This window comes from Caballeronia udeis, from assembly GCF_001544555.2.
Taxonomy (GTDB): Bacteria; Pseudomonadota; Gammaproteobacteria; order Burkholderiales; family Burkholderiaceae; genus Caballeronia; species Caballeronia udeis.
This window is the reverse complement of record NZ_FCOK02000055.1, coordinates 40,705-63,202: the sequence shown is the minus strand read 5'-3', so window position 1 is coordinate 63,202 and position 22,498 is coordinate 40,705. Positions and strand designations below refer to the sequence as shown.

Sequence of the window (22,498 nt, the reverse complement as noted above, 5' to 3'; positions counted from 1 at the left end):
AAATCTGCATCTCATCTTTAGACAAAGTAGTCCCCATCACTTATTTGGTGGGGACTACTTTGGACACTATCCAGCTGCCTGTACATGCGGCCTTCAGATGACGCTTACCCTTCAGGCGATTCAAGTGCTGCGTGTCCGGTGGATATCGTACCGTTGACATCGACTGCGGCTATATACCGGTCGACAACCGGATGATGCTGCGCGGGCGCCTTAGATGAACCGGTCGGTGTCCACACGTGTACCGTCAACGCTTGCTCGCTGTCGGCGGGAGGACCATCCCATTCGGTCCGATCAAATCTGGGTTCGTCGCCAGGACCATCGATGTCGGGCAACAATGCGGATCGCCGTGAGCTGCGTAGTGCCGGGTTACTCGCGAGGTGCCGGACACGCGTGGCAAGTGAAATCAGGTTAAGGCCGCCGAAGAGCAGGAACAGGCCGAGGCAATATGGGAGCGTACCAACATAGTGTGTCGGATAAGGCTGGTAAAAGAACACTGCTATGAGAATCTCAACGATGCCCCACGAGATAGTGACCTTCCATCGGCGATACCGAACGAGCCAGGCCGAAACACATTGAAGAAGTCCATCCACCAGGAAGAGTGTGCCGAAAATCATTGAGAGAATGAAATTACCGTGGTGATGCCCGGCGAAAATCAAAATGGACGCGCCCACCACCGCGAAGCCCTTGATGTAACGCAGCACACGCTGGCCACCCACACCGGTCCAAGCGACTGCAAGCGTTGCAAGACCTTCCGCCAGGAAGAGCCAGGCAAAGACGGTGATGGGGAAGTAAGACGCCCCGTCCAGGCCGTCAACGAAAACGACAAAGCCTGCCACCAGCCAGACCACTCCGATCCAGAAAATGGCGCGCGCTCGCGTACGCAGGTAATCAATGCCCAGCAGGAGCAATACCAGTCGAACCATAGCTTTCCCCATAGCCAGATACCGGCCATCCTGAAAACCAAAGCTCAGGAAGACATGGGCAATGGCTTCCGCCGCCCATCTTGATACAACGAGATCAACGGACCGGACGGAATCAAGTTCGTACACTGCGTCGTAATAGCCTGGCTCGCAGTCGTCGCGTGTGCGGTAAGCAAAATTCCGCACGCTCCTGATTATCGTGCGGGAGCTGTGCCATTCAACGCTCGCGGTTTGCGCATACTCCGTAACCCAGACACAGCGACCACGCACAGAACGGATCATTGACGATAGCAACCTCATGCATCTTTCCGTAGTATCCGAGTCCGCCCCCGTCCCTGCAGCGGAAAGGGAGATTCAACCTTCGTTACAGCCATTCCACAACAAGCGGGGAAAATCCGAGCTTTCCCGTATCCGGACTGATCCTCGCTCTATGTGGATCTCAAGATCGCGAACCGGAGAACGACAAGCGCATCGCTTCTCCTTGGACCGGATATTTTAAATCCAAAGAAAGGCGGGATTTTCAGAAATTTACGGCAAATAAAATGAAATTTGAGTCGTTGGGCGCCGGAGGAGACCTTCTGGAGTGGCCCATCGGAATTATTCTTTTATCAGGATTCCAGGCAGGGCTTCAAAATCCCCTCGAACCATTCGATGAATACATTCAGCCTGCGTGAGCGCTGCCGCCGGTGCGTATAAAGCACGGAGATTTCCATTGAAGGGGCGCGAAAGGTCGGCATGACTTCAACCAGGTCGCCCATGTCCAACAGATGCTGCACATCAAAACGCGGGATCTGGATCAGCCCCAGCCCCGCCCGGCAGCAGGCAATGTAGCTTTCGGCATTATTGACGATGACCCGGCTGGACACGGGCATCTGCTGCTCGCCATTCGCGTCCGGATATTCCCACGTCAGTTCCCGTCCTGTTGTCTTCGACGCGTAGCCGACAGCCCAGTGTCCCTCGGCAAGATCGCCGGGCTGCTCTGGAATACCGAACTCGCGCAGGTACGCGGGACTGGCACAATTGATCAACGCGATGCGTCCCATAGGACGCACCACCAGGCTGCTATCCCGCTGGCTGCCCACCCGTACGACGCAGTCCACGGCCTCGTGCACCAGGTCGATCGCACGGTCGGTCGAACCCAATGCCAATTGGAGGCGAGGATAGCGCCGCAACAAGCCTGGTAGTGCGGGAGCGATCAGCCGGCGGGCAATGCGGCTAGGGACGTCCACACTGAGACGCCCCGAAATCTTGCGCTGGCTGGCATGAAACAGCTGGTCGATGTCCTCCGCGTCTGCGAGAAGCGAACGCACACGCTCCAGCAACTGAACGCCATCCGCAGTCAATCGCACCTGGCGTGTCGTCCGATGCAGCAAGCGCGTACCCATGTTCGATTCGAGCTGCTGAATGGCGGCGGACACTGATGCGCGCGGCAACGCCAACGCATGGGCAGCTTTGATGAAACTGCCCATCTCGGCAACTTGAGTGAAGACGCGATACTGATCGAGTTTGTCCATTCGTCCTTCTGACCCGAACCCCGCCCAAGTTGGCAGCCCCACCCGGGCGATACGGGAAGCGGCCGAACTGGCTTACTTGGTGGTATAGCCGCCGTTGATCAGGATCGTCTGGCCGGTGATCCACCAGCCGTCGCTGACAAGGTGGCGAATGAACGGCACCACGTCCTCGATGTCGGTCAGGCCAGTCTTGCTGAACGGCGAGAGCGCCGCGGCCGTCTTATGGTACGCCACCGCATCGGCACCTTCAGCCGGGTAGAAGAATGGTGTGTCCATCGGGCCCGGACCGACTGCGGTTACCGAAATACCGCGTGCTCCGAATTCCTTCGATGCAGCCCGCGTGAAATGCTCCACGGGTGCTTTGGTTCCGGCATAAGCAGCGTAGAACGGGGTGTACGCACCCAGCAGCGACGTCACCAGGGTGCAGATCTTGCCGTTGTCATTGACGTGCTTGCCGGCTTCCTTCAGGAAGAAGAACGCGGTTTTCGAATTGACCGCCGTCATCTCGTCGTACTCAGCCTCGGTGATTTCCGTGAACGGCTTCTTCAGCACCTTGCCGACCGTGTTGATCGCAATGTCCGGACGGCCAATAGCGGCAACCGCGTCGGTGAACAGCTTCTCGACCGCGCCGGCTGTCGTCAGATCGGCCTGGATAGCGACTGCCCGCGCCCCGGCAGCCTCGATGGCCGCAACCGTGGCGTCAGCGTCGGCCTTGCTGCCTGCGCTGTTGTAATGGACGGCCACCGCCCGGGCACCGTGTCCGGCGAGGTCGCGAGCGATCAACCCGCCCAGATTCTTTGAGCCGCCCGCGATAAGGACGGTTTTGCCTTTGATTGAATGGTCTGCCATGTCAGATCTCCTGGACTGTTCGCGGAAATTGGAGTCTAACCGGACCCGGGAGACAGATAAGCCCGCTCCGTCTGGATAGATAGTCCAGAAAAACAACCCAATGGGATCGTGTTCGGCGATTCGGTAGGGTCGCTCCGGTTAGACGCGTCAGTAATCCGGTATTTAAATATTTAATCCAGAAAATCCCGAAGGATTACTTACAGCCAATCGCTATAATTTCATTAAGCTCCCGAATTTCAGGAGCGTTAGCCAAAATAATCAGAGTCATGAAGCGCCAATTGAAGACTACAAAACAATGTATTACCGAAAAATCGGATAAATACCCATAGGCCCCACCATATTACATTGGCTCCAGGCGACGAGACCGGCATAGGCGATTCGGATGCAGTGAATATACGGTTTCGATTTTCACTTCAAACGGGACACCTGGTGGAAGAAAGAAGACGTATACATTGGATGGTGGTCATTCATATAATATATTCTGGAACAGTCGTTACCGTGATATCGGTGAAGACGTGGATTAATTTGATTAGCTACTATTTATTGAAAAGATTCTAAGCTGATTATTGCGTAGGACCGTATAGTAGACGGATCATTTTGGGTTGTGCTACCCTACCGGCCTCGCTCACAAAAAGCCGCCTTCGAAGGCGGCTTTTTGATTTACAGCAGCGCCAGATAGTTGTCGCGTTTGCACGCAGTTCCGCTCAACCCAAGAACCGCCCGTTCCGATGACCCACGATTCCCCCTCCGACCAAGACGACAAAGCTGAAAGCGACGAAGCCGGCGAAGCCAAAGACAGCGGCACACTTCGTCACCGGCGGATTCGCAGCTTTGTCACGCGTGCGGGGCGGGTATCAACAGGACAGCGTCGTGCGCTCGATGAATTCGGACCACGCTTTGTCGTCCCGTTCACACCGCAACCGCTCGACTGGGACGCTGCATTCGGCCGCACTGCGCCGCGTGTGCTGGAGATCGGCTTCGGCATGGGTGCGACAACGGCTGAAATCGCGTCGGCGCGCCCCGCCGACGACTTTCTCGGCATCGAAGTGCATGAACCGGGCGTGGGCGCGTTGCTGAAGCTGATCGGCGAACAGGAGCTGACGAACATCCGCATGGTTCAGCACGACGCCGTGGAAGTGCTGGAACACATGATTGCGCCGGACAGCCTCGACGGAGTCCATATCTATTTCCCCGATCCGTGGCACAAGGCGCGTCACCATAAACGCCGGCTCATCCAGCCGAAGTTCGTTGCGCTGCTTGTTTCGCGGCTCAAGCCGGGTGGCTATATCCATCTCGCCACCGACTGGCAGAACTACGCCGAACAGATGCTCGAGGTCTTATCGGCCGAACCGGCGCTGGAAAACACGGCCGGCTCGGATTACGCGCCACGTCCCGATTACCGTCCCGTCACCAAATTCGAGCGACGCGGATTGAAACTCGGTCACGGCGTGTGGGATCTGGTGTTCAAGCGCCGTTGAACCGCGGCTAAATAATCCGTCGGCCCAACACGAAACTGGCCATTCCAACGCGAGTTGGAATGGCCAGTTTCGTATGCGTTTGCGGACTTTTACAGCGACGCTGAAATATCAGTCCGCCCAGCTCAACCCGCCGCTATACCCGACGATCAGGATCAGCAGCCCAAAACCAATCCGATACCACGCAAACGCGGTGAAATCGTGCGTGGCGACGTAACGCAACAGCCATCGAATACACACGAATGCGCTGAGAAACGCAGCCACCAGCCCGACGATAAACAAGCCCAGCGAATCGACGGACAGCGTGCGCCACTCTTTCGCGAGCTCGTAAAGCGTGGCGCCGAAAATGATGGGAATGGCCAGGAAGAATGAAAACTCGGTGGCGACTTTACGCTCCAGCCCGAACAACATCCCGCCGATAATGGTCGACCCCGAGCGCGATGTGCCCGGAATCAGCGCAAAACATTGGGCGAGCCCGACTTTGAGGGCATCGGCGTAAGAAAGATCGTCCACCGACGTCACTCTCGGCGCGACGTTGCGCTCGCGGTGCCGGGCTTCCGCCCACAAGATCACGATCCCGCCCACGATCAGCGCCACGGAGACCGGCACCGGCGCGAACAGCACGGCCTTGATGTGCTTTTCGAACAACAGGCCGAGCACGACAGCCGGAATGGTCGCAATGATCACGTTCAACGCAAACCGGCGGGCTTTAGGCTGCGTAGGCAACCCGGCCACCACCGAGCCGATCTTGCGCCGGTATTCCCAGACAATCGCCAGAATCGCGCCAAATTGAATCACGACGTCAAAGGTCTTTGCCTGGGCATTCGTGAAATTCAGCAGACTGCCTGCAACAATCAGGTGTCCCGTGCTCGATACCGGCAAAAACTCAGTCAAACCCTCTACCACACCCAGAATCAGCGCTTTGCAAAACAGAATCCAGTCCATCGCTCCGTCCTTTTGGCACAGTCTGGCCGTCGCCAGCCAGTCGTTCAGGCACGCGCGTACTGGACTTAATCGAGAAAAATTACTTCTCGACGATCTGCACGCGTATGCCGTTTGTAAGGACGGTGATTGTACCGGGTTCGTAGTTGACGCCGGCAAACTGTAATTGTTCTGGCTTGAATGTGTAGATGGGGTAACGGTCCAGGAACTGCGTCGCCATGACCGCGCCGACCGCGTTGATCTGCTCGTTGTATTGCGCAGCCTGGCCGGAGACCTGGGCATCGTCGACAGTCGGCGACATCAGAACGACCGAGTGGCTGGGCGCATCGTAAGTAAGTTGACTGGAAAGCGTAAATATTCCGGTGACCGGATTCGGCATGAATGGCGTGGCAAGCCGCGCGTCCAGCCGCACGGTGATCCGGTTGCGGTCGGGCGCGAGGCCAACCAGCGGATTGCTCAGCGTGACATCGAAAATCTGTGAGGCCCGACGCTCCAGCGGAAACTTACGCTGCACGGCGTCCTGGACTTGCGCCTGGCTGAACGTGTAGTGATCGGGGATGAACGGAAATATCGAAGCGGCGCATCCCTGGGTTCCCAGGGCCACCGCGCCCGCGCCGCCAACGGCAGCGAGCAGGAACCGGCGCCGCTTCGGCGCAACGGCTTGAGTCATGCGAAATTCTCCAGTGACTTGAACCTGAATTTGAAACTGAGCGGTGAGCATTCGACCGGCTAGACGCGCTCAGGTTGCGTATCGATTTCGAGTTGCGCGAGCCAGGCCAGCGCGTAAGTCCGCGTGTCGCCGCACATGGACTCCGATGGCTGCAGGCCCGAACAGCAGGCCGGCCTGCGCGGATCGCCGAAAATCGCACAGCGCAGATCCGCCCCTAGCTGAACACAACGCACGCCGGCCGGCTTGCCATCGGGCATGCCGGGAATCGCGCTCGAAATGGACGGCGCGATACAGCATGCGCCGCAGCTTTCGCGGCACGCGTGGACAGAGTTCGGATCGTGGGCAGTGGACATCGGTTCGGGCTGTTCGGGCACATTTGACGCGAGAGGCAACCCGCCATTGTGCCACTGCGCGGCTGCGGCGTTATCACGCAAGAACCGGGGAAACGTGTCGGCTAGACTCGGAGCACCCTCTTCAAGTCTGTCCACCATGTCCCTCTTCCGCCCCGATCTGCTCGCTAAATACGACGCGGCAGGTCCGCGCTACACGTCGTACCCAACCGCCGTTCAATTCACGGACACCTTCGATCCGGCCCATTACCATCGGGCGGCGGCGGACCCGGGTGCGGCATCGGCGGATCTTTCGCTCTACTTCCATATCCCATTCTGCGACACCGTCTGTTTCTATTGCGGCTGTAGCAAGATCGCTACGAAAAACCGTGCGCACGCACGTCCGTATCTTGATCGGCTGAAACGGGAGATCATCCTGCAAGCGGCTTGTTTCGATACCGCCCGGCCCGTCTCGCAATTGCATTGGGGCGGCGGTACACCCACGTTTTTGTCGCACGATGAAATGGCCGAGTTGATGGCCGCGACCGCCGAATCGTTTCGTTTGCTGCCTGACGCGCAGGCCGAATATTCGATCGAAGTCGATCCGCGTGAGGCATCGGTGGAAACCATCGGCGTATTGCGCGAGCTGGGTTTCAACCGGCTGAGCTTCGGCGTGCAGGACTTTGATCTGCGCGTGCAGCAAGCGGTCAATCGCGTGCAACCGCTCGAGATGACCCAAACGGTAATGTCCGCGGCACGCACCGAAGGATTCAAATCGGTCAGCGTCGACCTGATCTATGGCTTGCCGCATCAGAGCGTGGAGAGTTTCAGCCGAACGCTCGACACAATGATCACTCTCGCGCCCGACCGGCTTTCGGTGTTCGGCTATGCGCATATGCCGAGCGTTTTCAAGATGCAGCGGCAGATCGACGAAACCGCGTTGCCCTCGCCTGGCGCGCGTCTGGCGATCCTCGAACGGGTTATCGAGAAACTGACCGAGGCGGGTTACGTGTACATCGGGATGGATCATTTCGCTCTGCCTCACGATGAACTCGCGGTTGCGCAGCGGGCCGGGACGCTTCATCGCAACTTTCAGGGGTACAGCACGCAGGCGGATTGCAATCTGATCGGGTTGGGGGTTTCTGCGATCGGCAAAGTCGGCGATGTCTACGCGCAGAACGCCAAGGACATGGCCGGTTATGCCGCTGCGGTCGATCGTGGCGAGCTGGCTATTGCGCGTGGGGTCCGCCTGAGCGCCGACGATCGGCTGCGGCGCGACATCATCACCGCAATCATGTGTCAGTTTTCACTGCGCTTCGACGCTATGGAAGCGGCTTATGGGATTCGTTTCGACGAGGCTTTCGCGGATGAGCTGGAGCGGTTGAAACCGCTTGAATCTGATGGGCTGGTTAACGTGACACACGATGAGTTCGAGGTGCTTCCCGCCGGGCGCCTGCTCGTGCGCAACGTGGCGATGATCTTCGATCAGTATCTGGCCGGCAACCTTGCCGGTAACCTCGCCGGTAACACCCCGCAGCGGTTCTCACGGACGATTTAATCGCAGGCGTCAAGCTTGGGGCGGGCCTCTATACGACCTCCCGCAACTTTGACGCCCGCCAGCCGTAAATGCGCTATCGTGCGGCGTGCTTCCAGATCCAGATCCGCTCACTCGCAATGCATTCATCAAGAAAACGAAACATCGTCATCGCGGTAATCATTGTGGTCATCGTGCTGGCGCTCGGCATCGCGCACACGCTCAGGAAACGGGCAAGCGCCACCGTTCCGGCGTCAGCGTCAGCATCGGCTCCGTCCTCAACGGACGAGTCCGTCATTGAATTCACGCCCGGCGACCTTTCCATACTCACGCGCCACACACTGTCTGAAACGCTGCCGCTCACTGGGTCACTTCGCGCCGTCACACAGGCCGCTGTCAAAGCGAAAGTAGCCGGCTCGGCGCTCGACGTGCGGGCGCGTGAAGGCGATACCGTCAAAGCCGGACAAATACTCGCGACCATCGACGCCCGCGACTACACCGCGCGCGCCGAGCAATCACGCGGACAAATGGCCGCGATGGCTGGCCAGTTGAATATCGCGAAACAGACGCTCGAGAACAACCGGGTACTGGTCGAAAAAGGCTTCATCTCGAAAAATGCCTTCGATACCGCCCAAAGCCAGTACGCCATCGCCGCCGCGAATCTCGCCGCGGCGCGAGCGGCGCTGGCGTCGTCGAATCTGTCGGTGGCGGACACCGTCGTGCGTGCACCGTTCGGCGGACAGATCGCATCGCGCAGCATTGAACCTGGCGAACGGGTGGCCGTCGACAGCAAATTGTTCGACGTCGTCGACCTGACCCAGCTCGAACTCGAAGCGCCGGTGCCGGTCGGGGAAACCGGCCGCGTACGGATCGGCCAGACCGTTTCCATTCGCTTCGACGGCATCGATGCGCCCATCACGGCCGCGGTCACGCGCATCAATCCGGCAGCGCAACCAGGCTCGCGCTCGATCATGATTTATATCCGGGTGCCTAATCCAGCCGTGACACTGCGGGTCGGCATGTTTGGCACAGGCAGCCTGACGGTAGGCAGTACGCCGAATGCGCTGGTGGTGCCGGCATCGTCAGTGCGCACGGACGGCCCAAGCCACAGCGTCTACGCAATCTCCGGCGGCAAGCTCGTCGAGGTACCTGTCACCACGGCCGCAACGGGCGAAGCGGATGGCGCGAGATGGACCCAGCTCGTCGATCCACCGCTCAAGGAAGGCCAGCAGGTCGTAAAAAATAACCTCGGTGCGTTGCGTGTAGGCAGCGCCGTGCGCATGGCGGGACAAGCCGCCGCGGTGCCGGCGGCCGGGTCTGCGGCGACGGCCGCGGCCACTGCTCAATAGCGGAGCCGCAAGCCATGTGGTTCACGCGCGTCAGCATCAATAACCCCGTCTTCGCCGCCATGATGATGGCGGCGTTTCTCGTGATCGGACTGTTCTCGTACGAGCGCCTGAAGGTCGATCAATTTCCGGATATCGCCTTTCCCGTGGTCGTTGTCCAGACGGCGTATCCGGGGGCATCGCCGGAATCGGTCGAATCCGACGTCACCCGCAAGATCGAGGAAGCCGTCAACACGATCAGCGGTATCGACGAAATTTCATCGCACTCCTACGACGCGTTGTCGGTCGTGATCGTCCAGTTCGATCTCTCGACGAACGTCATGCAGGCCGCGCAGGACGTCCGCGACAAGGTGGCGCTGATCCGGCCCGATCTGCGCGACGGCGTGAAGGAACCGCGCGTGCTGCGTTATGACCCGGCCGACATGCCGATCGTCACGGTTGCCGTGTCCAACGCGCGGGGCTCCGCCCTGAGCACGCGCGACCTCACGACTGCCGCCGACCAGATCGTGCGCAAGCGCCTGGAAACGGTACGCGGCGTGGGCTCGGTGAGCATTGTGGGCGGCGTGAAACGGCAGGTTCGGATCGATGTCAGCCCGGACAAGCTGCAGGCGCTTTCGGTTGGCGTGGATCAGGTGATCCGTGCCGTGCAGAACGAAAATCAGGAGATTCCGGCGGGGCCGTTGACGTCCGCGGGCATTGAACAGACTGTGCAGGTCAAGGGCCGTTTCCAGACACCCGATGACTTCAAACGCATCATTGTCGCGCGCCGCGGCACGTCGAATGCAGCGCATCCCGTCACGCTGGATCAAGTGGCGCAAGTGGTCGACGGGCAGGAAGAGCCCGACAGCATGGCACTACTGAACGGCAATCGTGCGCTGTTTTTATCGGTGGTCAAGGCACAGGGCGAAAACACGGTCGACGTGGCGCATGGCATCCGGGCGGAGGTCGAGGCGCTGCGAAAAGCGCTGCCGCCAGGCGTCAAGCTCGACATCACCGACGACTCGTCGCTCGATATCGAAAACAGCGTGAACGAAGTCAAGGGCACGCTGCTCGAGGGCGCGCTGCTGACCATCGCGATCGTGTTCCTGTTCCTCGGCTCGTGGCGCAGCACCGTGATCACCGGGCTCACGCTGCCGATCGCGTTGATCGGCACGTTTGCGTTCATGTACGCGGCCGGGTTCACGATCAACGTCATCACGCTGATGGCGTTGTCGCTGTGCGTGGGTTTGCTGATCGACGACGCGATCGTGGTGCGCGAAAACATCGTCCGGCATGTTCAGCTTGGTTCGGATCACCGCACTGCCGCGCTCGATGGCACGAAGGAAATCGCTCTGGCCGTGCTCGCCACGACGTTTTCGATCGTCGCCGTATTCCTACCGGTGGGGTTCATGAGCGGCATCATTGGCCGGTTCTTTCACCAGTTCGGCGTGACGGTCGCGGCCGCGGTGCTGATCTCGATGTTCGTGTCGTTCACGCTCGACCCCATGCTCTCGTCGATCTGGCCCGATCCCGCGCTGCACGTTCGCGGTACACGCCATCTCACGCGTTTGCTGGCCTTCTTCGAACGCGGCGTAGAGCGGCTCGCGCGGTTCTACCAGCGGCTGCTCGGCTGGTCGCTCAGGCATCGCGTCACTACCCTTTCGGTCGCCGTTGCAACCTTTGTCGGCAGCCTGTTCCTCGTGCCGCTGATCGGCACTGAATTCATACCGAATGCCGACTTCTCCACCACGCAAATTGGCTTGAACACGCCGGTTGGAACCTCGCTGGAAGCGACCGCCGACAAAGTCCGGCAGGTTGAAGCGGTCCTCGCACAATTTCCTGAAGTCCGCTACAGCTACGCAACGATCAACTCCGGCAACGCGCAAGGGAAAAACAAGGCGCAGATCACCGTGCGCCTGAAAGAACGCCGTGAACGCACGCGCGGCGTGCAGGAGCTGAATCAGGTATTCCGCGCGCGCCTGCAGAGCATTGCCGGGATCGTGGTGACCGAAATCGGCATGTCAGACGGGGCCGGGTCCAGCAAGGCCGTGCAGTTCAGCCTGCAAGGCGACAACCTGGGCGAACTCAGGCGTCTCTCCGAAGAGGCGCAGCAGCGCTTGCGGAAGATCCCCGGCCTGGTCGACCTGGACGCGAGCCTGAAGGACGACAAGCCCATTGTCGCCATCGACGTCCGGCGCGAACTCGCGTCAGACCTCGGTGTGGGCGTAGCCGAAGTCGGCCAGGCACTGCGCCCGCTGCTGTCAGGCGACGCCATCAGCACATGGCGTGCGCCCGACGATCAGGATTACGACGTGAGCGTGCGTTTGCCCTCGGAGCAGCGTCGCAACGTGGACGACCTGTCAAAGCTGATGATCACCACCAGCCGCACCGACGCGAACGGCGCGCCGCTGCTCGTGCCGCTGCGCCAGGTTGCCGCCATTACCGAAACCACCGGACCGGACGTGATCGGGCGACGGGATTTGTCGCGGGAAGTCGAGATTTCGGCGAACGTCACGGGCCGCTCGCCAGGCGAAGTGGCCGCCGACGTGAAGAAAACGCTCGACGAGATGCGCCTTCCCGCTGGCTACCGCTACAGTTTCGGCGGCTCGACCAAGAGCATGAACGAGTCGTTCATCTACGCGGTCGAGGCGCTCGCGCTCGCCGTGATCTTCATCTACATGATCCTCGCGTCGCAATTCGGCAGCTTCCTGCAGCCGCTCGCGATCATGACGGCCTTGCCGCTGACGCTGGTGGGCGTACTGCTCGCGTTGCTGCTGTTCGGCAGCACGGTCAATATGTTCTCGATCATCGGCTTCATCATGCTGATGGGCCTTGTCACGAAGAACGCGATCCTGCTGGTCGACTTCGCGAATCAAGCGCGGCGCGGCACCCTGCTCGACGCGTCGGGCAAAGGCCACCCGATGACGCGCACCGACGCGTTGCCGGAAGCAGCACGCGTCAGGCTGCGGCCGATCCTGATGACCACGCTCGCGATGATCTTCGGCATGCTGCCGCTTGCGCTGGGCCTGGGCGAAGGCGGCGAACAACGCGGCCCGCTGGGCCAGACGGTGATTGGCGGCGTGATCACCTCGTCTTTATTGACGCTGGTGGTCGTTCCGGTGGCGTACACGGTCCTGGATGATTTCGGCGCGTGGGTGACCAGGAAATGGCGGCGCGGTGCAAAGGAAAAGATGCCCATTGCGCCCCCCGAACGTTCTCGCAGCATTCGCGCCGAGGTGGACCGCGTGCCTTGATGCGATGACGGCGCCGGCCGCGCAAGCGCGCCTGACCGAACGCCCGCTATTTCTTCGCGAGCATGGCACCTTCGTCACGCTCCACGCTTTCCACGGCGACCTTGCGCGGCCGGCCGCCACGTGCGCCGTTCGCGCGCGCCGCGGCAGCTTTGGATTCGCTGCGGCTGGAGCCCCCCTCCTTGCCCAGTCGCCTGGCCATGAACGATCGCGACCCCAGCACGCCGGCGAGCAACGGCGCCACGAGAATGTCGACGTCGACGGCAGGAAAATACAGACCCATGCCCGACGCGGTGATTTCGATGGTTCCCAAGTCGGTGTCCGAAGCGTTTTCCAAACCCTGGATAATCCGCGCGGGAATCGCGAACAACGCGCCATTCGATAATTCGATAGCCACCCGGGCATCAGCCGGATTGAACAAAGCCGACACGGCGACCGGATTGCCGGCAAGGTGCTTGCTCATCCGCTCTTCGGCTTCGCGCATCTGGTGCTCGGTGATCTCAACAAAAGCAGTCATGAAGTGTTTTCCATTCAGTGCACAGCGAGCCGACTACGTTTTGCATGCGGCGGGCAAAGGTGTTTGCATCAACGTGTGAAAAGCCGTGATTCCTTTGCAGGGTCGGCGGTCCCGCCGGACAGTGCAGGTCGAATATGGCATGTTGCTTGCCATCAAGAACATGCACGTGGGCAAAATGATGGTCGTTCAAATAAATCACGACGCGGGCAGCGCCGATGCGGAAAATCGTTGGCATGTAGTCACTCTATCTGTTGGTAGCGCACAAGTAAACCTAAACGCTTGGGTTTTTATAAGGCTGTTGTTTTCCGCTGTAAAAGACGCCTGCAGGACCTGACCAAGCTTAGGGAGGAAGCCGCTGCCGCGCTATCAGCCGAATGGCCGAGGAGCCCGGTTTATCAAGCGCCGCGCGCGTCGCGTCGAGTATTTCCTACTCGACTGGCTTAGAATGACAGCCACTTTTGAGCAAGTTATCCCAAGCGTTTCATGGTGGGCGTCAGCGCAGCAAAGCCGCGGCGCCATGGCGCGAACGGATCACTTCCCGCGCGTCCCAGCCCGTTTTGCAACGTCGTTTTGTAGCTCTGTTTGTAGCCCGTCAAGCCACCTGTTTCTCTCGACATCATGCCCACCACTTCGCCTCAGTTCGCGCCTCTCGCACAACTCGCCGCCTCGCTACGCGACGGCAAAACCACCAGCCGCGAGCTGGTGGAGCAGGCGCTCGAGCGCATTGCAGACCCTTCGGGACAAGGAGCGGTCTCCTTCCTGCACGTCGATGCAGAGCGTGCCCGCGCTGCCGCCGACGCCCACGACGCACTGCGCCGTGCCGGCACGGTGCTTTCGCCGCTGGCAGGCATTCCCGTGTCGATCAAGGACCTCTTCGACATCGAAGGCCAGGTGACACGCGCCGGCTCGCGTGTACTGGCTGACGCGTTGCCGGCCAAAACCGACGCCATCGCCGTGGCGCGGCTGCGGCGTGCGGGCGGCGTGATCGTCGGGCGTACCAACATGAGCGAATTCGCGTTCTCCGGACTCGGGCTGAACCCGCATTACGGAACGCCGCGCTCGCCGTATCGAAGGGATGTGCCGGGTGACGAGCGGATTGCCGGCGGCTCGTCGTCCGGGGCTGCGGCGTCCGTGGCGGACGGTATGGCCGCCATCGCACTCGGGACCGACACCGGCGGTTCCATCCGCATCCCTGCCGCGCTTTGCGGACTCACCGGTTTCAAACCGACCGCTGCCCGCGTGCCCACGCAAGGCGGCATCCCGCTCTCCACCACGCTCGACTCGTTCGGACCGATCGGCTTGTCGGTCGCGTGCTGCGCACTCGTGGACCGTATCCTGGCCGGGCGCGACTCCGGTGTGCCCGCTACGCGGCCACTGGATGGCGTGCGTCTTGGCGTGCTAACCAACTACGTCATGGACGGCATCGACGAAACGGTCGCCAGCGCATACTCCGCTGCGATCGGACATCTTTCGGCAGCTGGCGCCCTGGTGGAAGACGTGCGTTTCGCACCGCTCGAGCGGCTCGCCGGGATCAACCGCTTCAGCTTCGCGTCGGTCGAGGCTTATGCATGGCACCGGCCGCTGCTGCAGGCGCATGCCGATCAATATGATCCGCGCGTGCACGTACGGATCATGAAAGGCCAGCCCGCCAGTGCGGCTGACTACATAGACTTGTTGCAAGCGCGCGCGGCGATGATCGAGCAGGCGCGCGCGCTGTGGCAGCGGTTCGACGCCATCGTGTGTCCGACCGTGCCGGTCGTGCCGCCGCGCGTGGCCGGTCTCGAACACGACGACGAAGCGTTTGCCACGACCAACGCGCTGATCCTGCGCAACCCTTCCGTGTTCAATTTCCTCGATAGTTGCGCGTTGTCGGTGCCGTGCCATCCTCGGGGCGAAGCGCCGGTCGGCCTCATGCTGGCCGGGGCGCCGTTCGGTGACGACGCCCTGCTCTCCATCGGCCGTGCCGTGGAAGCCGTACTCGAAACCACGCGTTGAGCGACGCTTGCCGCGGCTGAAACTGTCCGGCGACACCGATCGCGATAGAATTCCGTCGCCGGATGCGCTCTTTCAGGTGCTTTTTTCTCGAACAGTTCGGAAAATATGAATAGATCCTTGAATCATTTCACGATGCACCACGACGAGCGCGGGATTCGCCGTGAACGACGATTGCTGGTTTTACTCGCAGTGATTTGTCTGGGGCTCGTTGCAGGCGCACTGTATCTTCAGTTCGTCAAAGGCGAAGATCCCTGTCCGCTGTGCATTATTCAACGATACTTTTTCGTGCTGATCGCAGTCTTTGCCCTGCTCGGCGCTTCCTTCAAGGGATGGCGCGGGATCGCATTGCTCGAGACGCTGGTCGCGCTTTCCGCCCTCGGGGGCGTGGTCGCAGCCGGACGGCATGTCTACGTGCAGGCGCATCCTGGGTTCAGCTGCGGGTTCGACGCACTTCAACCCGTCGTGGACGCTCTTCCCCCGGCGCAATGGCTGCCTCAGGTATTCAAGGTCGCGGGACTTTGCGAAACGCCCTATCCGCCCATTCTCGGGCTCTCGCTTCCGCAATGGGGCCTTATCGCATTTGCGGTGATCTTCCTGGCTGTCGCCGGCAGTTTGTGGGGCAAGCGCAGATTGCGGGCGGGCTGAACACGATTCCCGGGCGGTTCGGATCCTCACCGAACCGTTCTTCCTGCTTGACGCAAAGCCTCGGGTCACCGTGCGCGGCAGGCTCTTGGCTCCCCGAGGCACCCCGTACCTTTCTTGCGCCGCCGCCCTCGCCGTCCGGGTGCGGCCGGTTTGAACACCGGCGGCCAAGCCCTCGCCCATTCGGCTCGCCGCAGTCCCTTTCGTCCCCTCAATATCCCTCTGTATAGGGTTTTGGCGCTTTTTTCGCCTACCCTCATTCGGCTGTTCGCATAGTCTTGATACGCTCACCGGAATCTATTTGAGATATTGCGGTGATATCGTTATTTCTGGATGGCGATCCACGTGCGCTCTTTCGGCCAGGTTTCTTTTGAATCCCGGCGCCGATTTCGCGTAACGCGCGCCTGATCCGCAATGTCTCGGACTTCTATATGACAACGCAAACCATCCGGTTCTTTCAGCACAACGCCATCCGCGAAGTGCGCGACGTACCCGCCTCCCGTACGGTGCTCCAGCATTTGCGCGAGCATGACCAATGCACCGGCACCAAAGAGGGCTGCGCCGAAGGCGACTGCGGCGCCTGTACAGTCGTTATTGGTGAACTCGATGCGGACGGCCAACCCGTCCTCAAAGCGGTGAACGCCTGCATCCAGTTCATGCCGACACTTGATGGCCGGGCACTCTTTACTGTGGAAGACCTGCGCGCCAAGGACGGCACGCTGCATCCGGTCCAGCAAGCCATGGTCGATTGCCACGGCTCGCAATGCGGCTTCTGTACGCCGGGTTTCGTGATGTCGATGTGGGCGCTGTATCAGAATCAGCCCGCCGACGCGGGCCTCCCCACCCGCGACGAAATCAACGCCGCCCTCTCCGGCAATCTCTGCCGCTGCACGGGCTATCGGCCGATCGTCGATGCGTCACAGAAGATGTTCGAGTACCCTCGCGCGCCCCTCGATCGCGACCATCTCAAACGCCAGCTCGAAAGCATCCAGCGCAAGGAAACGTTCGAATACGCCGCGCCCGACGCACGCGGCGCCGCATTCGGCCACCCGACGTTCTTCGCGCCCGTCTCGCTTGCCGAGTTCGCCCGCTTGCGCGCCGACCATCCGGATGCGCGCATCCTGGCCGGCAGCACCGACGTCGGCCTGTGGGTCACCAAGCAATTCCGCAATCTCGGCGACATCCTGTATATCGGCAATGTGACCGAGCTCAAGTCGATCACCCGCGACGGCCAGTGGCTGACCATAGGCGCTGCGGCCTCGCTGGAAGATTCGTATGGCGCACTCTCGTCGGTTTATCCGGAACTCGCGGAATTGTGGACGCGCTTCGCATCGAGGCCTATCCGCAACGCCGGCACGCTCGGCGGTAATGTGGCAAACGGTTCCCCCATCGGTGACTCCATGCCCGCGCTGATCGCGCTCGATGCGGAAATCGTGCTGCAGAAAGCCGCCAAAGTCCGCACCATGCCGCTCGACGCCTTTTATCTCGGCTATCAAAAATCCGCGCTGGAACCCGGCGAATTTGTTGCGGGGGTTCGGGTGCCGCTGCCATCGGCGAAATTGCGCTTCCGGACCTACAAGATATCCAAGCGCTACGACCAGGACATCTCGGCTGTGTGCGCCGCGTTCGCCGTGACGCTCGACGGCACCCGCGTAAGCGCCGCGCGTTTCGCGTTTGGCGGCATGGCCGCCACGCCCAAACGGGCATCGAATGCGGAAGCCGTGCTGGTGAACGAAGAGTGGAACGAGGCCAATGTGGAAGCGGCCATGCACGCGCTGGACGTCGACTTCCAGCCGCTCACCGACATGCGGGCGTCGAGCGCGTACCGCAGCAAGGTGGCGCGCAACGTGCTGTGGCGTTTTTTCCTCGAGACCCGTGAAGATTCGCCGCTCGCACTCCACGATGTCAACGCGTTCGCATTCGACGTGCAATGATCGGCCTGACGTCACATCAGTCACGCCGCGCCACGCCACACCAAGCTTTAAGGACCACGCGATGAACAAGCGTACCGATCCACACCACATCGACCGTGCTGCCGACAAAGCACTCGCACTGCAAGCCGGCGCGGCAAAACCGCAGCGCGCAGCGATCGGCGTCGGCTTGCCGCACGAATCGGCGAACCTGCATGTCAGCGGCGAAGCGACTTACGTTGATGACATCGGCGAAGTGCGCGGCACGCTGCACGCGGCGCTCGGCCTGTCGCGGCATGCGCATGCGCGCATTGTCTCGATCAATCTCGACCTCGTGCTGGCCGCGCCCGGCGTGATCGCCGTGTTCACCGCCGACGACATCCCCGGCGAGAACAATTGCGGCCCCGTGCTCCACGACGACCCGATCCTCGCGAAAGACGAAGTGCTGTACCTCGGACAGCCGGTGTTCGTGGTGATCGCGGAAACGCACGATCTCGCGCGCCGTGCGGCAGCGCTGGCGAAGAGCGAAGAAGTGGTCCGGTACGAACCGCTCGAAGCCATCCTGACGCCGCGTGACGCGAAAGCGAAACAGCAGTTCGTGCTGCCGCCGCTGCATCTCAAACGCGGGGATCCGGACGGAAAAATCGCGTCGGCGGCGCATCGGCTGCAAGGTGAATTCGAAGTCGGCGGGCAGGAGCAGTTCTATCTCGAAGGGCAGATTGCCTATGCCATTCCGAAGGAACTCGACGGCTTGCTCGTCTACAGTTCCACGCAGCATCCGAGCGAGATGCAGCATCTGGTCGCGCACATGCTCGACTGGCCGACGCATAACGTCATCTGCGAATGCCGCCGGATGGGCGGCGGTTTTGGCGGCAAGGAATCGCAGTCGGGGATCTTTGCGTGCATCGCTTCGCTGGCGGCGCATTTGCTGCATCGGCCCGTGAAATTGCGCGCGGATCGTGACGACGACTTCATGATCACCGGCAAACGCCACGACGCCACCTACACCTACGAAGCCGGTTTCGACGACGACGGCCGCCTGCAAGGCGCGCGCGTGGAAATCGCGTTGCGCGCGGGTTATTCGGCGGATTTGTCGGGCGCGGTGGCCACCCGCGCCGTCTGCCACTTCGACAACGCGTATTACCTGCAGGACGTCGATATCACCGCGCTCTGCTGCCGCACCAACACGCAGTCGAACACGGCGTTCCGTGGTTTCGGCGGTCCGCAAGGCGCGCTGGTGATGGAAATCATGATGGATGAAATCGCCCACCGGCTGAAGCGCGATCCCGTCGATGTCCGCCGCGTGAACTACTACGGCATCACCGAACGCAACATAACGCCGTACGGCCAGACCGTGGAAGACAACGTGATCGCGCCGCTGACCGACGAACTGGTGGCATCGAGTGCGTATCTGCAGCGGCGCAAGGCAATTGCCACGTTCAATAAAACGAGTCCCGTGCTCAAGCGCGGCATCGCTTTCACGCCGGTCAAGTTCGGCATCTCGTTTAACGTACCGTTCCTGAACCAGGCCGGTGCGCTCGTACATGTCTATAAAGACGGTTCCGCGCTCGTGAATCACGGCGGCACCGAGATGGGCCAGGGCCTGAACACGAAGGTCGCACAGGTCGTGGCGAACGCGCTGGGCGTGCCGTTGTCGCGCGTGCGCGTGACCGCCACCGATACCTCGAAGATCGCGAATACATCGGCCACCGCTGCGTCCACCGGCAGCGACCTGAACGGCAAGGCGGCCGAAGCCGCCGCGCTCACCATTCGCGGACGGCTCGCGGAACTCGCGGCGAAGCAGCTCGGCGGACGCGCGGAAGACGTGCGTTTTCACGACGGCGTGGTCGAGTCGAACGGCGGCCAGATGCCGTTCGACCAACTGGTCGGGGCGGCCTATCTGGCACGCGTGCAGTTGTGGTCGGATGGTTTTTATGCCACCCCCAAGGTCAACTGGGATTCGAAAACGCTGACCGGCCAGCCCTTCTACTACTTCGCGTATGGCGCGGCGATCTCGGAAGTGGTCGTGGATACGCTCACCGGCGAGTGGCGCCTGTTGCGCGCGGACATCCTCCACGACGCAGGGCAGTCGATCAATCCATCGCTCGATATCGGCCAGGTCGAAGGGGGTTTTGTCCAGGGCATGGGCTGGCTCACAACAGAAGAACTCTGGTGGAATCGCGACGGCCGCCTGATGACGCATGCGCCGTCCACCTACAAGATTCCGTCGGTGAGCGATATCCCGGCCGCAATGAACGTCGCGCTCTACGAGAACCAGAACGTCGAGCCGACCGTGTTCCGCTCGAAAGCCGTGGGCGAACCGCCGTTGCTGCTGGGCTTCTCGGTGTTGCTGGCCATCCGCGCCGCGGTGGCGTCGGTCGCGCCGGACTCGGTCGACGCACCCGCCCTGCGCGCGCCCGCCACGCCCGAGTCGATCCTGAATGCGCTTGACGCGCAGGCATCGAAAGCGCTCGCCGCGACGGCTCCGGACGTCGCCCAGCCCGCGCCGGTCAACTAACGAAACCGGAGCCTGTTCGATGCAAGCCTGGCTGCACGATCTGCAACACCTCCTTGCACACGGCGACGCCGTCGTGCTGGTGACGGTCGCGCGCGTGGAAGGCTCGGCGCCGCGCGAAGCGGGCACGAAGATGATCGTCACACGCGACGACGCGCGCCACACCATTGGCGGTGGTCATCTGGAGTGGAAGGCTATCGAAACGGCGCGGCAGGTCCTGAAAGACGGCGCGCGCAGTCTGCACATGCGCCGGCTCGAGCGTTTCGCGCTTGGCCCGAGCCTCGGCCAGTGCTGCGGCGGCGCGGTCGTGCTGGCGTTCGAACGGCTGGATATCAGCGATCTTGGCTGGGTCACATCGCTGAACAAACGCATGGCGCAAAGACTATCCACCGTCCGCAGCGTCGGCTTTGGCCCGACTCAGGACGGAGTGATGATCTCTGATCCGGAACCGGGCGTGAGCGGTCCGGACTGCTTGCTCTGGGACGGTGCCGGTTTCGACGAAAGCGGCGCATTGCTGACCGAAATCATTACGTTGCGCGAGTTTCCGGTCGTGCTGTTCGGTGCCGGCCACGTGGGCGCGGCGCTGGTCAGGGTGCTCGCGAATTTGCCGTGCCACGTAGTGTGGGTGGACGAGCGCGATGAAACCTTCCCGCCCATGGACCGGCTCCCCCAAAACGTCACGATGGACGCCAGCGGAATCCCGGAAGCCGCCGTGGACGAGGCGCCGGCCAATAGTTACTTTTTGGTGATGACGCACAACCACGCGCTCGATCTCGCGCTCGCCGAACGGATCCTCCGGCGCGGCGATTTCGCCTATTTCGGCATGATCGGTTCGCATACGAAGAAGGTGCAGTTCGAAAGGCGGCTGGCGGCGCGGGGCATCGATAACATGCGAATCGGGCGCATGACGTGTCCCATCGGCGTGCCCGGCATAGCCGACAAAGCGCCGGAGATGATTGCCGTATCAGTCGCAGCGCAGTTGCTGCAGAAGGTCGAGGAACGCGCCGCGCACAGCTACAATTCCGCGCAGCATCCGCAAATCGCGTGATCCAGACCTTTTAAAGCACAAAACAAGCATGAATCCCACTCTCGCTGACAAGATCGCCCGCGCGCCCAAGGCCGAACTCCATATTCACATTGAAGGTTCGCTCGAACCCGAACTGATCTTCGAACTCGCAAAACGCAATGGCGTGACGCTTGCGTACGACTCTATCGACGCATTGCGCGCGGCCTACGCGTTCACCGACCTGCAGTCGTTCCTCGATATCTACTACGCAGGCGCGAGCGTGCTGCTGCACGAGCGGGATTTCCATGACATGACGATGGCGTACGTCGAACGTGCGCTCGCCGATCATGTCACGCACACCGAAATTTTCTTCGACCCGCAGACGCACACCGAACGCGGTGTATCAATCGCTACGGCGGTCGCGGGTATCGAAAGCGCGCTGGCCGAAGGTGAGCGGCGCGGTTTGACGAGCAAACTGATCCTCTGTTTCCTGCGCCATTTGCCGGAAGAAGATGCGCTCAATACGTTCGATGAAGCGTTGCCCCTGTTCGACCAATACAGGCATCGGCTGATTGGTGTAGGGCTGGACTCCTCCGAACGCGGTCATCCGCCTTCGAAGTTCGAGCGCGTGTTTGCGAAGGCACGTGAGAAAGGCCTGAAACTCGTGGCCCACGCGGGCGAAGAAGGGCCGCCTGCGTATGTGTACGAAGCGCTCGATCTGTTGAAAGTAGATCGCGTGGATCACGGCGTGCGCAGCATGGAAGACCCGGCGCTGGTCAGCCGTCTGGCCAGTGCGCGCATTGCATTGACCGTCTGCCCGCTGTCCAACCTGAAACTGCGCGTGTTCGACGACATGACGAAACACACGCTCAAGGCGCTGCTGGACCAGGGCGTGGCCGTGATGATCAATTCCGACGACCCCGCGTATTTCGGCGGCTACGTGAACGCCAACTACTTCGCGATCGCTGAAGCATTGAAACTCACCGATGCCGAAGTTTACACGCTGCTGAAAAACAGCCTGGAAGCGTCGTTCGTGACGGATGCCGAACGCCTCGCAATGGTCGCGAAACTCGATGCCTACTGGTACGCGGCGTGAGCGAGAACGCC

At 61.2% G+C, this 22,498-nt stretch carries 17 protein-coding genes and 1 pseudogene; 10 read left to right on the top strand and 8 right to left on the bottom strand.

From position 1 onward, the window contains the following. Nucleotides 1-107 precede the first annotated feature (107 nt). The 3 genes and pseudogenes from AWB69_RS30705 to AWB69_RS30695 all read right to left on the bottom strand — a co-directional run. A pseudogene (locus AWB69_RS30705) lies at nt 108-923 on the bottom strand (HdeD family acid-resistance protein); the annotation flags it as partial. Between the two features lie 605 nt (nt 924-1,528). Further along, the gene (locus tag AWB69_RS30700) at nt 1,529-2,434 is read right to left on the bottom strand and encodes a LysR family transcriptional regulator (protein ID WP_062090576.1); all 906 of its coding nucleotides are present in this window, start codon (nt 2,432-2,434) and stop codon (nt 1,529-1,531) included. Between the two features lie 72 nt (nt 2,435-2,506). Next, nucleotides 2,507-3,280, bottom strand: a complete 774-nt coding sequence (locus tag AWB69_RS30695; RefSeq protein WP_062090575.1) for an SDR family oxidoreductase — start codon at nt 3,278-3,280, stop codon at nt 2,507-2,509. 728 nt (nt 3,281-4,008) lie between these two features. Between AWB69_RS30695 and trmB the strand changes: the two genes are divergently transcribed. Next, nucleotides 4,009-4,758: a tRNA (guanosine(46)-N7)-methyltransferase TrmB gene (gene trmB, locus AWB69_RS30690; protein WP_062090574.1), complete on the top strand. Its 750-nt coding sequence runs from the start codon at nt 4,009-4,011 to the stop codon at nt 4,756-4,758. A 108-nt stretch (nt 4,759-4,866) separates the two neighbouring features. On the opposite strand, the gene AWB69_RS30685 is transcribed toward trmB, so the two are convergent. The 3 genes from AWB69_RS30685 to AWB69_RS30675 form a co-directional block, all read right to left on the bottom strand. Beyond that, nucleotides 4,867-5,700, bottom strand: a complete 834-nt coding sequence (locus AWB69_RS30685) for an undecaprenyl-diphosphate phosphatase (protein ID WP_062090573.1) — start codon at nt 5,698-5,700, stop codon at nt 4,867-4,869. 79 nt (nt 5,701-5,779) lie between these two features. Further along, nucleotides 5,780-6,367 carry a DUF1439 domain-containing protein gene (locus tag AWB69_RS30680; protein WP_062090572.1) on the bottom strand — a complete coding sequence of 196 codons (588 nt, stop codon included), beginning with the start codon at nt 6,365-6,367 and terminating at the stop codon, nt 5,780-5,782. A gap of 59 nt (nt 6,368-6,426) precedes the next feature. Beyond that, the gene (locus AWB69_RS30675; protein WP_062090588.1) at nt 6,427-6,720 is read right to left on the bottom strand and encodes a YkgJ family cysteine cluster protein; all 294 of its coding nucleotides are present in this window, start codon (nt 6,718-6,720) and stop codon (nt 6,427-6,429) included. Between the two features lie 136 nt (nt 6,721-6,856). On the opposite strand from AWB69_RS30675, the gene hemN reads away from it, so the two are divergent. From hemN to AWB69_RS30660, 3 genes are all read left to right on the top strand, one after another. Beyond that, the gene (gene hemN / locus AWB69_RS30670; RefSeq protein ID WP_062090571.1) at nt 6,857-8,254 is read left to right on the top strand and encodes an oxygen-independent coproporphyrinogen III oxidase; all 1,398 of its coding nucleotides are present in this window, start codon (nt 6,857-6,859) and stop codon (nt 8,252-8,254) included. Between the two features lie 68 nt (nt 8,255-8,322). Beyond that, the gene (locus AWB69_RS30665) at nt 8,323-9,579 is read left to right on the top strand and encodes an efflux RND transporter periplasmic adaptor subunit (protein WP_062090570.1); all 1,257 of its coding nucleotides are present in this window, start codon (nt 8,323-8,325) and stop codon (nt 9,577-9,579) included. 14 nt (nt 9,580-9,593) lie between these two features. After that, complete coding sequence (locus tag AWB69_RS30660) at nt 9,594-12,809, top strand: efflux RND transporter permease subunit (RefSeq protein WP_062090569.1); 3,216 nt, start codon at nt 9,594-9,596, stop codon at nt 12,807-12,809. A gap of 46 nt (nt 12,810-12,855) precedes the next feature. On the opposite strand, the gene AWB69_RS30655 is transcribed toward AWB69_RS30660, so the two are convergent. Both AWB69_RS30655 and AWB69_RS30650 read right to left on the bottom strand, forming a co-directional pair. After that, a complete protein-coding gene (locus tag AWB69_RS30655; protein ID WP_063977946.1) occupies nt 12,856-13,323 on the bottom strand; it encodes a DUF2442 domain-containing protein in 468 nt (155 codons plus the stop codon). Continuing rightward, on the bottom strand, nt 13,307-13,558 hold the full coding sequence (locus AWB69_RS30650; RefSeq protein WP_062090568.1) for a DUF4160 domain-containing protein: 252 nt from the start codon (nt 13,556-13,558) through the stop codon (nt 13,307-13,309). Before AWB69_RS30650 ends, AWB69_RS30655 begins: the two co-directional genes overlap by 17 nt. A gap of 383 nt (nt 13,559-13,941) precedes the next feature. On the opposite strand from AWB69_RS30650, the gene AWB69_RS30645 reads away from it, so the two are divergent. From AWB69_RS30645 to AWB69_RS30620, 6 genes are all read left to right on the top strand, one after another. Next, nucleotides 13,942-15,318 carry an amidase gene (locus AWB69_RS30645; protein ID WP_062090567.1) on the top strand — a complete coding sequence of 459 codons (1,377 nt, stop codon included), beginning with the start codon at nt 13,942-13,944 and terminating at the stop codon, nt 15,316-15,318. 132 nt (nt 15,319-15,450) lie between these two features. Then, on the top strand, nt 15,451-15,963 hold the full coding sequence (locus AWB69_RS30640) for a disulfide bond formation protein B (RefSeq protein WP_062090586.1): 513 nt from the start codon (nt 15,451-15,453) through the stop codon (nt 15,961-15,963). A gap of 428 nt (nt 15,964-16,391) precedes the next feature. Continuing rightward, nucleotides 16,392-17,894 carry a xanthine dehydrogenase small subunit gene (gene xdhA / locus AWB69_RS30635; protein WP_062090566.1) on the top strand — a complete coding sequence of 501 codons (1,503 nt, stop codon included), beginning with the start codon at nt 16,392-16,394 and terminating at the stop codon, nt 17,892-17,894. A 61-nt stretch (nt 17,895-17,955) separates the two neighbouring features. Continuing rightward, nucleotides 17,956-20,388, top strand: coding sequence for a xanthine dehydrogenase molybdopterin binding subunit (gene xdhB, locus AWB69_RS30630; RefSeq protein WP_062090565.1), 2,433 nt, complete (start codon nt 17,956-17,958; stop codon nt 20,386-20,388). A 19-nt stretch (nt 20,389-20,407) separates the two neighbouring features. Next, entirely contained in the window at nt 20,408-21,433 is a 1,026-nt protein-coding gene (xdhC, locus tag AWB69_RS30625) for a xanthine dehydrogenase accessory protein XdhC (protein ID WP_062090564.1), read from the top strand. A 28-nt stretch (nt 21,434-21,461) separates the two neighbouring features. Then, on the top strand, nt 21,462-22,487 hold the full coding sequence (locus AWB69_RS30620) for an adenosine deaminase (RefSeq protein WP_062090563.1): 1,026 nt from the start codon (nt 21,462-21,464) through the stop codon (nt 22,485-22,487). The last annotated feature ends 11 nt before the right edge of the window (nt 22,488-22,498 follow it).

Excerpts from the sequence above, each read along its gene's own strand:
- AWB69_RS30700 (WP_062090576.1), bottom strand. The coding sequence starts at position 2,434 with ATGGACAAACTCGATCAGTATCGCGTCTTCACTCAAGTTGCCGAGATG.
- AWB69_RS30695 (WP_062090575.1), bottom strand. The coding sequence starts at position 3,280 with ATGGCAGACCATTCAATCAAAGGCAAAACCGTCCTTATCGCGGGCGGC.
- trmB (WP_062090574.1), top strand. The coding sequence starts at position 4,009 with ATGACCCACGATTCCCCCTCCGACCAAGACGACAAAGCTGAAAGCGAC.
- AWB69_RS30685 (WP_062090573.1), bottom strand. The coding sequence starts at position 5,700 with ATGGACTGGATTCTGTTTTGCAAAGCGCTGATTCTGGGTGTGGTAGAG.
- AWB69_RS30680 (WP_062090572.1), bottom strand. The coding sequence starts at position 6,367 with ATGACTCAAGCCGTTGCGCCGAAGCGGCGCCGGTTCCTGCTCGCTGCC.
- AWB69_RS30675 (WP_062090588.1), bottom strand. The coding sequence starts at position 6,720 with ATGTCCACTGCCCACGATCCGAACTCTGTCCACGCGTGCCGCGAAAGC.
- hemN (WP_062090571.1), top strand. The coding sequence starts at position 6,857 with ATGTCCCTCTTCCGCCCCGATCTGCTCGCTAAATACGACGCGGCAGGT.
- AWB69_RS30665 (WP_062090570.1), top strand. The coding sequence starts at position 8,323 with ATGCGCTATCGTGCGGCGTGCTTCCAGATCCAGATCCGCTCACTCGCA.
- AWB69_RS30660 (WP_062090569.1), top strand. The coding sequence starts at position 9,594 with ATGTGGTTCACGCGCGTCAGCATCAATAACCCCGTCTTCGCCGCCATG.
- AWB69_RS30655 (WP_063977946.1), bottom strand. The coding sequence starts at position 13,323 with ATGACTGCTTTTGTTGAGATCACCGAGCACCAGATGCGCGAAGCCGAA.
- AWB69_RS30650 (WP_062090568.1), bottom strand. The coding sequence starts at position 13,558 with ATGCCAACGATTTTCCGCATCGGCGCTGCCCGCGTCGTGATTTATTTG.
- AWB69_RS30645 (WP_062090567.1), top strand. The coding sequence starts at position 13,942 with ATGCCCACCACTTCGCCTCAGTTCGCGCCTCTCGCACAACTCGCCGCC.
- AWB69_RS30640 (WP_062090586.1), top strand. The coding sequence starts at position 15,451 with ATGCACCACGACGAGCGCGGGATTCGCCGTGAACGACGATTGCTGGTT.
- xdhA (WP_062090566.1), top strand. The coding sequence starts at position 16,392 with ATGACAACGCAAACCATCCGGTTCTTTCAGCACAACGCCATCCGCGAA.
- xdhB (WP_062090565.1), top strand. The coding sequence starts at position 17,956 with ATGAACAAGCGTACCGATCCACACCACATCGACCGTGCTGCCGACAAA.
- xdhC (WP_062090564.1), top strand. The coding sequence starts at position 20,408 with ATGCAAGCCTGGCTGCACGATCTGCAACACCTCCTTGCACACGGCGAC.
- AWB69_RS30620 (WP_062090563.1), top strand. The coding sequence starts at position 21,462 with ATGAATCCCACTCTCGCTGACAAGATCGCCCGCGCGCCCAAGGCCGAA.